The following is a 12,816-nucleotide window of genomic DNA, read 5'->3' on the forward strand; positions in this document are numbered from 1 at the left end:
GATGCCATACCTTCGGCTCCCGATGCGGCATCAACCGCTTAATGCCCCGATTCCGGGCAACGCGTGGCAAAGGCAGTTGATCCGTTGTGTTGCAATCAGCGGGATGGCCGTGATCACACTGCTTGTCCAAAGCGGCTGCACAGCGCTGGGAGGATCGGGGCCAACGCACGCCAGCATAAAACGGCTCGACAAGGCGACTTATACTGGTGACGATATCGCTCTGGTCAACCTGAACGGCGCCGCGCTAAAACGAATTAGCGGCTATGAGCAGTCGCGCAGTTTCGCGACGCTGCTCGGCGACAGCGAGGCGCAGGACCCGGTACTCGGCGCTGGCGACGTCCTTGATATCTCCGTATGGGAGGCGCCGCCTGCGGTCCTGTTCGGTGCCGCAGCCGAAGTCTCCGCTGCGGGTGCTGGCGCGCAAAGCCGGACCGTCATCCAGCAGGTTGTCGCGACCGATGGCGCGCTGTCGATCCCGTTCGTCGGCCGAATGGATGCCGGCGGCAAAACTCCGGCCCAGATCGAGCGCGAGATCGTGAGGCGTTTGACCGGCCGCGCGAATGATCCGCAAGCCGTCGTACGCCTGTCGCAGAACGACGCCCGCAATGTAACCGTGCTCGGCGAAGTTGCCGGCAGCCGGCGAGTGCCGATCGGCCCCCGAGGCGAACGCCTGCTCGACGTCATTGCCAGTGCCGGCGGCACGCGCCAGCCGGTTGGGCAGGTGACTGTCCAGCTGTCCCGCGGTACGGCCACGACGTCGATGGTGCTTGATCGGGTCATTCGTGATCCGCGGCAGAATATCCGGGTCAAGACCGGCGATGTCGTCACTCTGCTGTATCAGCCCTATAGCTTCATCGCGCTGGGTGCGATTGCGCGCAATGCCGAGATCCCGTTCGAGGGCGGCAAATTCTCGCTTGCTCAGGCGCTTGGCCGGACTGGCGGGCTACGCGACGATCGCGCCAATATCCAGGGTGTGTTTATCTTTCGACTTGAGGAGCCAGAAGCCGTGGACCCGGCGGGCACACTCAACGCCCGGCGAATGGAAAATGGGCGTATTCCGATAGTTTATCAGCTCAATATGAGCGATCCGACCGCATTCTTTGTAGCCCAGGATTTCGTAATGCGAGACAAGGACGTGCTCTACGTGTCAACTGCACCAGGAGCGGATCTGGCGCGATTTGTCTCAACCGTTGCCAGCATCACCTTCTCCGCAATTTCGATTGGTAATGTTCTTGGTAGCAGCTCGAACAATGCCGCGACGCCCGCGCCTAAGCCGCAGCCGTGACGCGGTGCGCAGTGGTCGCGCGCGGACGTACCGGTTCAGCCAGCTTTAAAGCCGCTATATGTGAAATGCGCTTCCTTGCGGTATCAGGTCCGCTGCCGGGTCGTGGCACCCTGCAATGAGCCTCGTTTGCATCGACTGCCGCTACATCAATGGCCGGCCGAGCGGAATTGGCGAGATGATGACGGCTCTTGTCGCCCACATACCCCGACTGGCCCCAGATTTGCGCTTCCGCCTACTGGTAAGCCCCCATGCCCCCCGGGACCTGGGTGACGCACCCAACGTTGAACGAATAACCGTGAAAGCGTCGGCGAACGGTCCTGGCACAATGTGGTGGCTGCCACGCATCGCCGACCTGGGTGGAGTGGATTTGTTTCACGCGACCTTCAACATCCTGCCTGCGGGTCTCAAAATGCCCTGCATAACCACAATCCACGATCTGATGTGGATGCAACATCCCGAATGGTGTGATGATGGCTGGTTGCTCCCGGTTCGTCGCGCCTTCTTTCAGCACGGGATGAAGCGAGCGCTCAGCCAATCCGCCTTCATAGCCACGGTCAGCGAGGCAACGCGCGACGCCCTTATCGAGGCCCTGCCGCAAGTCGCTGCGCAGACCAAAGCCATTCCATCCGGCGTCAGTCGTGCCTTTCGGCCTTGGCCGGTTGATCCGTCAACCCTCGCGGCGCTCGGGCTCGATCCGAAACGTCGCTTCGTGCTTATGGTCGGCCAGTCTGCGCCTTACAAGAATCATGCCAGTGCTATTCGGGGTTTTGCGATTGCTTGCGCAGAACACGAAGACGTTGACCTGCTGCTTGTCCAGAGACAGGGGCGTCATTCAGGCTCACTACTTCAGGTGGCGGCTAGTCTAGGTATCGCAGATCGCGTCCGGATCCTGCCGGCTGTGGCCGAGGATCTATTGCTTCAACTATATGCTTCTGCCGCTGCATTGCTTCACCCATCGCTTTGTGAAGGGTTTGGCCTTCCTCTTGCTGAAGCCATGGCGTGCGGTTGCCCCGTGATCACGAGTGATTGTTCCGCCATGCCGGAAGTAACGGGCGATGCAGCCGTTGTCGTCAACCCTCGCGACACGGCGGCCATTGCTGGCGCCATCGCGCGCGTTCTGAATGAACCCGGGTTCGCAATCGAAATGCGCAAACGTGGCTTCGCGCGCGCCGAAAGCTTGAATTGGGAACAAGCGAGCCTTGCCTACATAGGGTTGTATCGCCGAATTCTAGCGGCCTCAACGGCCAACCCACCGCCCGCGCCGTTCTCGCTTGAACATGCTGACTGATCACACCTTAAGATATGTTACTATATGCCAACAGATGCGAGTGGATGAGGGTAAAACAACAGCGCAATCGCGGTTTCGCAATAATTAACAGATAGAAAGCCACTTCTAAATTCTTCTATTTCTACGCAAGAATATTCTCGGTTGCCTATCGATAATCCGAAAAGGACTTTCGGAAAGCATAAAATTCGAAAAATTGGATCGATTATAGCATGGTAAATCGGATTATGGTTCTGGATATGGATCTTTCTGATGATCAATCGTTTGTTTTCAGTGACATGCGCTTCCTTGCGGACATTAGACTTTTAGCGACGGTTCAGGATCTTTTTGGCTTGTCCTCTGCCCGTGTGCTGCTCCATAATGAATATACGGCGGGTCGAATCGGCTAAAGAAATCAATCGGGGCCTAGCAGCAGGTGACGGGAAGTTGGTGCGTCGGTCGTAGGGGGGTCAATTGCCGCGCATAATTCTGGTATTTGCTTCAACGGAAACCGCTACCGCTAATGTCGCTGGGCTTCCATCGATCGCGCGCGCTGCACGCGAAGCCGATTTGGCGGCACAGCAATTTACGAATTGCTGCGACATCATCCTGGCTGTGTCAGGTAGATCTTTTCTTGATAGCTGGAGTCTTGAGGAAATTGCGCGTCTTGTGCCCGGTGTCGAAAATTGCCCGACCCTAACTGCTGATCTCGTGCCAGCACCCGGCGATCTGTGGCTTGCTGGGGAACTTCTTACACCGGCAGAAACGATTCTGAATTGCTTGCGGTTGAACCGGGAAGGACCGAATCGGCTGTCGTGTGTGTCGGAACCGGACAGAATTCAGTGCTTCCATGCCAAGCAAGGCCCCACTGGCCTGGCAACCTTGCTTGATGCAGCAGGAAGGGACATTGTCAGAGCAACGATAAAGTCCAGCGACGGAATCGTTTCGAGGCATTTCAATCGACCGATCTCCACGCGCATAACCCGCTTGCTATTGCCGTACAGGGCGGTCCGCCCGATCCACGCGACTGCTGCTGCTGCTCTGATCGCGTTGGCCATGTTTTATTGCCTTATTTCTGGCTCCTATGCTGGCCTGATGGCCGGTGCGATACTCTTCCATATTGCGTCAGTCATTGACGGGGTAGACGGAGAAATAGCCCGAGCCACATTTCGAACCAGCAAAATGGGAGCGACCCTCGACTCCTTGACCGACGCGATTACCAATCTCGCGTTTCTGACAGGCTTGGGACTCGGCCTTACGTATCAAGGCGCTGAAAACGCGGCGCTTACAGGAATGATAGGCTTTGCATGCCTGAGTACGGGTCTTGTGCTCCTCGGCGGAGTCGCGGCATTTTCCGGGAGACCGATAAACTTTGATGCCCTCAAATGTGTCGTAAGGCAGAGCCGTACCCAGGCGGCAAATTGGATTGTCTGGCTGACGATGCGCGACTTTCTCGCACTTACCGGTGCTTTGATGGTTGTCTTTGGGTTCGGTCAGAGATTTTTGCAACTGTTTGCGATCGGTTCCTGCTTGTGGTTGATCGCGGTTGTCGCCTTGGTAACGGTCGACTCGGCGAGCGCGCGAACTCCGATGCAGCGTCAGCTTCGATCAAGAGGCCGCGCGCACCGGTCTGGACACTGAGCTTTGCCGGATTGCGCCGCGATCGTCGACGTCATCGGACTTCCCTCGAACCGCGCCGAGTGGGCGAGTCGCAGCAGACATTCCACCGCGCCGAGAGGCTCGCTTCATGGGTTCACGGCCTGGATCACTGACCGCCGCCAAGACGCCGGTCGAGGTCCGCGCCAACCCTCGCTTGATTGCAGCCTATAAGCGAGGGCAAGACTAGGAAGGATGCCGCATGAAGGCCCGCCCCGTTTTGATCCAGACGCTGTGGCGGACAGGCGGTACCTATCTCGCCTTCCGGCTGCGCGAGGCCAATACGGCCAGCCTGTTCTACGAACCGCTGCACGAAGATTTCTCGCGCCATCCGCGAGGGCGGTGGGACGCCTGGGCGTCAGCGGGGATGCAGCGCGAACTCGGCCATCCCGAGGCCGCTTTCCACTACCTCACCGATTTTCCGACCAATGAAGCAGGCATGGTCCCCGGCCACCAGGAATCCTTCGCCTGGCAGCCCTTTGCCCTGGCAAAAGGTGAGGAATGTCCGGCATTGGCCGGCTATCTCGAAGGCCTTGCGCAGACCGCGCCGGCGCGCGCCGTCTTCAAATTCTGTCGGGCGACGTTGCGCAGCCACTGGATCGAGGACCTGCTGGGCGGTACCACGATCTACGTGCTGCGCGACCCGGCCGACATGGTCGCTGCCTATCGTGCGCGGCAGGCTGGCGACTATTTCTTCTCGCAGATGCTGCGCATCGTGCTGTTGAACGCCGACACGCCGGTGCTCGCCCCCGCGGCGGCGCTGTTGATCGCGCGCCATCCCGACTTGCAAGCGCTCGACGACGACGCTCGTCGCGCCAAAACCCTCTGCCACGTCATACCGATGCCGGAGCGGATCGCGCTCGCTGCGCATTTCTGGCTGCTGTCCCTCGCTGCGCATTGCCGGGCAGACGTTCTGATGGTCGATGCCGCCGACTTCGCGCAAGCTTCCGTGCAGCAAGCCATCTCTGAAGCAACAGGCCTCGATTGCGAACTGAGCGACGCGAGGCCGCTCGACGCCCGAGGCGGTGTCGATGTGAGCTTCGCCGATGCAGACTGGCGGGAAGCCGCCATCGGCGCCCTCGCCTGCCTTGGGAACGTCGGCCCCGTGCCTCCCGCCGCAAGGCGATACGCGCGGCTTGTTGGAGGGTTGCTGACATGACAGCGACTGTACGCGCGGCGGAAGAGACCCCCTGAGACCGGGCCGTGCAGGTTCTCCGGCCAGCCTGCGCTGCGTTCAGCGCCATTTGGCGACTCGGCGGATACGGTTTAGCTGCCCCGAATTGGCTTCGGCGAGCAGCAGCGCCTGCACCGCGGCAGCCGGCATCGGCCGATGCAAATAGAAGCCTTGGGCATAATCACAGCGCCGTGCGTAGAGATGCATGGCCTGCTCGACTGTTTCCACACCCTCGGCAATCACCTCCATGCCCAACCCCTTGGCCAGGCCGATGACGGCATCAACGATTGCTGCATCGTCGGGGTTCGTCGTGAGGTCGCAGATGAAGCTGCGATCGATCTTGATGGTATTGATCGGGAAACGTTTGAGGTGCGACAGCGCTGCGAACCCCGTGCCAAAATCGTCAAAAGCGATCTGGATCCCGGCATTGCTTAGCGTCTTTAATGTATCTGCGACCGTGTCGCTGTCCTGCCCCAGGAACACACCTTCGGTAATCTCGATCTGAAGGCGTTTGCACGGCACGCCCGCGGCCGCGAGCGTCGACAAAAGCCTTTCGCCATAATCGCTACGGCGAAGTTCCGGCGCAGCGACATTGATCGCGACATAACCGACGTCGACCCCCTCCCGCTCCCACACAGCTAGGTCGGCGACGACCTGGCGTATCATCCAGTTTCCGATCTCAACACCCAGCTCGGCATCTTGAAAGGCATCGCTGAGATCGGCTGGCAGGCTGTAGTTGCCGGCACTGTCCTGTATGCGCAGCAGGGCTTCAAAGCCGATGATCGAGCCATGATCGAGCGAAAATTGCGCTTGATAATAGGCGGCAAGGCTGCCGGCCGCCATGGCGCTTCGTACGCCATCGAAAAGCCGCCTGCGGCGGATCAACTCGGCACTGAAATCGGGCAGATAAAGCGTGGCAATGCCGCGGCCATGCCCCTTGGCGCGGTACATGGCGATATCGGCATTCTTCAACAAAGTCGCCGCGTCGGTGCCGTGATCGGGATAGACGCTGACGCCGATGCTGGCGCGGCAGTCGAGCCGAAACCCGTCCACCATCAGCGGTTCACGAAGGATCGCGACCAACCCGTCGATGCGCCGAACGATCGCTTCGTCGATGCCGCAATCGGGAATCAGAAGCGTGAATTCGTCGCCGCCCAGCCGCGCTGCGGTTTCACCATCGGCGATGAAGCATTTCAGCCGCTGTGCCACCTCCTGCAGCAGAGCGTCGCCGACGGCATGTCCGTAAACATCGTTGACGCCCTTGAAATGGTCGATATCGAGCAAGATGAGCGCCAACCTGGCCGGCGACTGGCCCTTGACGGCTGGGAAGGCCAGATGCGCCTCCAGCAGTTCCTGAAAGCGCAGACGGTTGGCGAGCCCAGTCAGAGTATCGTGGCTGACGATCCAGTTTAACCGGTCCTTCGCCCGCTTGCGTTCGTCGATATCGGTCAGCGTCCCGGAAACCGCGCGCGCAATGCCCATCCGGTCGTGCTCAACCGAAGCGCCGCGCATCAGCATCCAGCGCCAGCCGCCATCCGATGCTGCCACCCGAATCTCACATTCGTAATGGGTCACCCGTCCGCAGATATAGTCCTTCAAATGGCTTACCATCGCGTCGCGATCATCCGGATGCACAGTACGCAGCGCATCCTCGACCAGGTGTTTTGTGATCGACGCGATGACGTCGGGCGCCCCCAGCCACAGCCGCTCCTCCGCATGCTCCCATTCCCAGATGATGACACCCGAGCTTTCGAACGCGTTGGCAACGCGGGCCTGCAAAGCGCAGAGCTTGTCGTTGCGCTCGACAAGCGCCCGCTGTTGCTCCTTCGCTCGCCCCAACGCCGATCGCAGTTCGAGTTCGGTTACCACTTGCTCCGCGAGAGTTGACAGCAACTGCCGCTGTACGCTGGTCAGTCCCCCCTCGCGCGGTGTGTGATCCATCACGCAAAGCGTGCCAATCCGAAAACCATCGTGCGACGTTAGCGGTACGCCGACGTAGAAGCAGACACCGGGTTCGCACGTCACCAATGGGTTGCTAGCAAAGCGGGGGTCGGTACGCGCATCAAGGACTTCGAGTGGTTCGGATTGCTGGATCGCGACGTCGCAAAAAGCGATATCGCGTTCCGTTTCGACGAGCTTGGCCAGGCCGACATTGGCCTTGAACCATTGCCGGTGTTCGTCGACCAGGCTTACCAGAGCCACCGGCGTCCCGCATATCGCCGCTGCGGCCAGCGTCAGCCGATCGAAGGCGGCCTCGGGCGGCGTGTCGAGTATATGATAGGCCCTCAGGGCACGCAGTCGTTCCGCCTCCTGGTCATTCGACAGCCGATGGCACTGAAGCTTGGGTACCTCATCGGCACTCGCCGGATCGCATGTATTTCCGCGCCACGTAAACGACATCCTTGCCTCCCCAACCCGTCGCGGTCGACTGCCTAAAATTTCAAGTCTTGCGCCAGCAACTACGCTCAAGAAAATTTCGAGCCCTGGAACTGCCAGACTCATCTATTTGGTAGCACTTGTATTTTTTCGGGTTGTTCCTTTCTCCTTCTCAAGAGACATTTCTTTTAATTTCTGTATCTAAAGCCCTGCCCTTGGGCGAACCCCGAGATCGAAGATCCGTTTGACTAAGGGCTTCCCGATTAAAACAGCCGAAAGGCCTGCCGTCAGCCAGTTTTTCACACGCAAATCTTCGTTGGCCTATTAGACAGTCACGGATCTCTGGGTTGCCCTGGTGACGGCAGGCAACCCCTCGTCAGCATATTCCGACAGCCGCGATCGGGCACGCAGCACGCCGAGGCCGCGGTAGACCGTTGCCCTCGAAACGCCAACCTTTCTGGCAACATCCGCTGTCGACAACGCGGGATCTGCGGCCAGACACTCGATGTCCTTCAGAAGCGCTTCGGAAAGTATCGTCGGCCGGCCGCGACGCGTTTCGCTGACGACAAAGCGTTCGATGTCACGCTCTGCGACAACCCGCCGTTCCATCTCGGCAATGGCAGCACCAATCTGGAGCACGTTACAGCCGCCTAACGCCGTGGTATCGATGCCATCCTTAATTGAAATCAGGTGGATATTCTGTCGCTTGAAGCGATCGAGCAATAAGAATAGTTGTTGTGCTGTCATGTCAAGATGGTCAAGTCTCCAAACCACGACGGTGTCATTCGGCAGCGCCAGCTCAAGTACGGAAACGAGTCCGGGTCGTTTCTTGCGCGCTGTTTCGCTCACATCCTGAAAGACGCAATAGCAATTCATTTCCTTCATTGCCGCAATCTGGACATCCTCATCGCAATCCAAAGATGTGACACGAACGTAGCCAATTCTTCGTGACGCTGCATCTGACTTCGTTACCAATAAATCAATGCCACTCATAACCGCCCCCAAGACCACGACTATAGTGTCGTCTTCGTCTCTCGACTGCAGAACTGGTCTGCAAAGATAATTTTGCGACTGTAATCCGGATTAGTCAAGCGTTGAAACAAAACCGTAGTCTAGCTGTAAAATCATATAAATCTAATAATTTACCGAGAATGTCGTTTACTAGTTCATATTAAAATAATTATTGTAATCTCTCTGTTATCCTTAACTGGTCTCTAACTACGGGGTCGCGCCACTTTTGCTGGCTGGTGCAGTGGCCACGCAAGTCGCACTTTAAAATCAAGCGAGGATCTGGGGCACAGTGCAGGCAAAACCATGCCTTGGCCCGTGCTGGAATGGGTTTCGGCCAAGTTGCATCATCCCCGCAGGCCGTGAAGTCATTGCCCATTCCTGCCGGGAATTGAGATCGACGATGCGTCCCGCAAATCGTGGATGATGCGCTTGGGGAAAAGTTGCGGGATCGCGCATGCGGCCGAAGCGCGCGCCGCCGCACGCGAGGATGGCCTGCCGTCGCTCGCAGCGATCATCGGCTCGCGCAAATCCAGCGACAAGCCTCGACCCATCCCTGCTGGCCGCATCCCGCCCTAATCCTGTATCGGACATCAGCCGGTTCGCGCTCCCGTTCAACCCGGGAACGTCGAAAGCGGCTCTAATCTTCGTCCCCATAGCCGGGCAATGCCACACCCTTGCCGATCGCCAGCGCCCGCAAGCCGAACCCCGCCGCCGCCCCGATGACCCCCGCCGCCGTCCGGTCCACCCCGAGCGCAACGAGCACGACATAGGTCGTCGCTCCCAGCGCTGCTGCCGACACATAGATTTCGCGCCGCATCAGGATCGACGGCTCGCCCGCCAGCACGTCGCGGATGATCCCGCCGAAACTCGCCGTCAGCACGCCCATGACGATGCAGGCCAGCGGCGGCACGCCGAATGTTTCCGCCTTTGCCGCGCCGATAACCGCATAGGCCGCCATTCCGACCGCGTCGAACCACAGCAGCGCCGGCAACTGCCAGCGGTCGGCGCGCAACAGCCACACCGCCCCGGCCGCCGCCAGGCAGACGCCGATATAGTCGGACCGCCCGACCCAGAACACCGGCGCACCGATCAGCAGGTCGCGCAGCGTGCCACCGCCGATCCCGGTGATCGCGGCGAAAAAGGCAAAGGTGACGATGGTCTGTTTTGCCCGCGCCGCCGCCAGCGCGCCGGAGACCGCAAACACCGCGACAGCCGCCATGTCGAGCCACGACAGCAGCGGCCGGATGGATTCGAGGACCGGGGTGTCGATCACGGAAGTGCCCTCGCTGACTGGCCGGGCGCGACGAAGGCCGGGGCGATCACGCTCCGGCCATTGCGGCAACCCGCCATCAGATGTGGATCGGCTTGCCCGTGACCGCCATCGCGGCTTCCTTCAGCGCTTCGGGGTGAGTCGGGTGGGCGTGGCACGTCAGGGCGATGTCCTCGCTCGACGCGCCGAATTCCATGGCGATCGCGGCTTCGGCGATCATCGTCCCCGCCATCGCCCCGATGATATGGACCCCGAGCACGCGGTCGGTCGCCGCATCGGCCAGGACCTTCACGAACCCTTCGGTGTCGCGATTGGTCTTGGCGCGGCTGTTGCCGGCAAAGGGAAATTTGCCGACCTTGTAGGCGGTGCCCGCGGCCTTCAGCTCTTCCTCGGTCTTGCCCACCGTTGCCACTTCGGGGTGGGTATAGACCACCGCCGGGATGACATCATGGTTCACATAGCCGGTCAGCCCGGCGATATTGTCGGCACAGGCAAGGCCTTCGTCCTCCGCCTTGTGTGCCAGCATCGGCCCCGGCACGACATCGCCGATCGCCCAGATGCCGGGGACTGGCGTGCTGAAGTCCTTGGCCACAATGATCCGGCCGCGATCCAGCGTCAGGCCGGTCGCCTCGATATTCAAGCCATCGGTGTTCGGCCGCCGCCCGACCGAAAGCAGCACGATATCGGCCGCAATCGTCTCGGACGCGCCGCCGGCTGCCGGCTCGATCGTCACCGCGGCCCCGGCACCGTCGCGCACGACACCCGTCACCTTGGTCGCGGTGCGGATTTCGAAACCCTGTTTCTTCAGCACCTTGGCGAAGGCAGTTGCGACTTCGACATCCATCGCCGGCACGATCCGCTCGGCATATTCGATGACAGTGACGCGCGCACCCAGCCGCCGCCAGACCGAACCCATTTCCAGCCCGATATAGCCGCCGCCGATCACCACCAGATGCTCGGGCACCTTATCGAGATCGAGCGCCTCGGTCGAGGTGACGATGACTTCGCCATCGGGCACCATGCCAGGCAACAGCGCGACTTCGGATCCGGTTGCGATGATGAAATTCTTTGCCGTCAACAGGCGGTCGCCGACCTTGACCGACTTCGCGTCGACAAAGCTGGCCTCGCCTGCCACCCACTCGACCTTGTTCTTCTTGAACAGATAGGCAATGCCGTCGGTCAACTCCTTGACGGCCTTGTCTTTCTCTCCCAGCAACGCAGGCAGGTCGAGCTCGACCGAACCCAGCTTGACACCGAACTTGGCGAGCGCGCCCGACTGCGCCTCGGCATAATATTCGGACCCGTGCAGCAACGCCTTCGACGGAATGCAGCCGACGTTGAGGCATGTGCCGCCCAGCCGATCGCGCTTTTCGATGCACGCGACCTTCAGGCCATGTTGCGCCGCACGAATGGCGGCGACATAGCCGCCGGGGCCGCTGCCGATAACGACAACATCGAATTCAGGGTCAGCCATCGGAACGTCCTTACAGGTCAATCAGCAGCCGCGCCGGATCCTCGATCGCTTCCTTGACGCGCACCAGGAAGGTCACGGCCTCGCGGCCATCGACGACGCGGTGGTCATAGCTCAGCGCCAGATACATCATCGGGCGGATGACGATCTGCCCATCGCGCACCACCGGCCGCTCCTCGATACGGTGCAGCCCCAGAACGCCTGACTGCGGCGTGTTGAGGATCGGCGTCGACATCAGCGAACCGAAGACCCCGCCGTTCGAAATGGTGAAATTGCCGCCCTGCAACTCCTCGATCTTCAACTGGCTGCTCTGCGCGCGCTTGCCGAAATCGCCGATGGCGAGCTCGGTCTCCGCAAACGACAGCTTGTCGGCGTTGCGCAGCACCGGCACCACCAGGCCGCCGGGGGACGACACAGCGATGCCGAGGTCGGCATAGTTGCGATAGACGAGTTCATCGCCTTCGATCGCGGCGCCGACGGCGGGAACATCGCGCAACGCCAGCACCACCGCCTGCGAAAAGAACGACATGAAGCCCAGCCGGACCCCGTGCTTCTTTTCGAACAGATCCTTGTAGCGTGCCCGCGTCGCCATCACTGCGGTCATGTCGACATCGTTGAACGTCGTCAGCATCGCAGCCGTGTTCTGCGCTTCCTTCAGCCGGCGCGCGATGGTCTGGCGCAGCCGCGTCATCCGGACACGTTCCTCACGGCGCTCCTCGACCGGCGCCGCGGCTGCCACAGGGGCCGGCGCCGCAGCGGCTGCCGGCGTGGCCTTGACCCTCGCCGTTCCAGCCTCGATCGCCGCCAGCACATCCCCCTTGGTCAGCCGGCCGTCGCGGCCCGACGCCTGGATGCTGGCGATATCGAGATTGTAGCTGTCGACCAGCGTCCGCACCGCCGGGCCCATGGCCTCCAGCGCCGCGCCGGCCGCAGGAGCCGCCGCTGCTGCCGGTGCCGCCGGCGCAGGTGACGGCGCAGGCGCGGCAGCAGGTGCCGCGGCGGGCTGGGCCGCCGGCGCCGCTACCGCGGGGGCCGGCTCGGCCTTGGCAGGCGCCGGTGCCGCCGCTTCGCCGCCGGCGTTGATGATCGCGATCCGAGCGCCCACTGCCACCGTGTCGCCGACCTTGAACAGCTGCTCGCCCATCGTCCCGGCCACCGGCGACGGCACTTCGACCGCCACCTTGTCGGTCTCCAGGCTCACGATCGGCTCGTCGGCCGCGACGGCGTCGCCGGGCTGCTTCAGCCATTGGCCGACGCTGGCCTCGCTGATCGATTCGCCAAGGGCCGGGATGATGACGTCGGTTGCCAT

Annotated in this window: 9 protein-coding genes; 4 read left to right on the top strand and 5 right to left on the bottom strand. The window is 61.0% G+C overall.

Annotation, left to right across the window (positions count from 1 at the left end; genetic code table 11):
• The first annotated feature begins 103 nt into the window (after nucleotides 1–103).
• From GGQ62_RS04280 to GGQ62_RS04295, 4 genes are all read left to right on the top strand, one after another.
• A complete protein-coding gene (locus GGQ62_RS04280) occupies nucleotides 104–1,285 on the top strand; it encodes a polysaccharide biosynthesis/export family protein (RefSeq protein WP_152576342.1) in 1,182 nt (393 codons plus the stop codon).
• Between the two features lie 178 nt (nucleotides 1,286–1,463).
• Entirely contained in the window at nucleotides 1,464–2,573 is a 1,110-nt protein-coding gene (locus GGQ62_RS04285) for a glycosyltransferase family 4 protein (RefSeq protein WP_279379630.1), read from the top strand.
• A 450-nt stretch (nucleotides 2,574–3,023) separates the two neighbouring features.
• Entirely contained in the window at nucleotides 3,024–4,190 is a 1,167-nt protein-coding gene (locus tag GGQ62_RS16255; protein ID WP_152576340.1) for a CDP-alcohol phosphatidyltransferase family protein, read from the top strand.
• A gap of 217 nt (nucleotides 4,191–4,407) precedes the next feature.
• A complete protein-coding gene (locus GGQ62_RS04295) occupies nucleotides 4,408–5,364 on the top strand; it encodes a hypothetical protein (RefSeq protein ID WP_152576339.1) in 957 nt (318 codons plus the stop codon).
• 75 nt (nucleotides 5,365–5,439) lie between these two features.
• Here GGQ62_RS04295 and GGQ62_RS04300 read toward each other — a convergent pair whose 3' ends face one another.
• The 5 genes from GGQ62_RS04300 to odhB form a co-directional block, all read right to left on the bottom strand.
• A complete protein-coding gene (locus GGQ62_RS04300) occupies nucleotides 5,440–7,779 on the bottom strand; it encodes a putative bifunctional diguanylate cyclase/phosphodiesterase (protein WP_167649468.1) in 2,340 nt (779 codons plus the stop codon).
• 300 nt (nucleotides 7,780–8,079) lie between these two features.
• The gene (locus GGQ62_RS04305; protein WP_152576337.1) at nucleotides 8,080–8,748 is read right to left on the bottom strand and encodes a recombinase family protein; all 669 of its coding nucleotides are present in this window, start codon (nucleotides 8,746–8,748) and stop codon (nucleotides 8,080–8,082) included.
• Nucleotides 8,749–9,403: 655 nt separating this feature from the next.
• Entirely contained in the window at nucleotides 9,404–9,985 is a 582-nt protein-coding gene (locus GGQ62_RS04310) for a trimeric intracellular cation channel family protein (protein ID WP_153401117.1), read from the bottom strand.
• Nucleotides 9,986–10,115: 130 nt separating this feature from the next.
• A complete protein-coding gene (lpdA, locus tag GGQ62_RS04315; protein ID WP_152576336.1) occupies nucleotides 10,116–11,510 on the bottom strand; it encodes a dihydrolipoyl dehydrogenase in 1,395 nt (464 codons plus the stop codon).
• Nucleotides 11,511–11,520: 10 nt separating this feature from the next.
• Entirely contained in the window at nucleotides 11,521–12,816 is a 1,296-nt protein-coding gene (gene odhB, locus GGQ62_RS04320) for a 2-oxoglutarate dehydrogenase complex dihydrolipoyllysine-residue succinyltransferase (protein ID WP_152576335.1), read from the bottom strand.

It is taken from the genome of Polymorphobacter fuscus, from assembly GCF_011927825.1.
In the GTDB taxonomy this organism is placed as follows: Bacteria; Pseudomonadota; Alphaproteobacteria; order Sphingomonadales; family Sphingomonadaceae; genus Sandarakinorhabdus; species Sandarakinorhabdus fusca.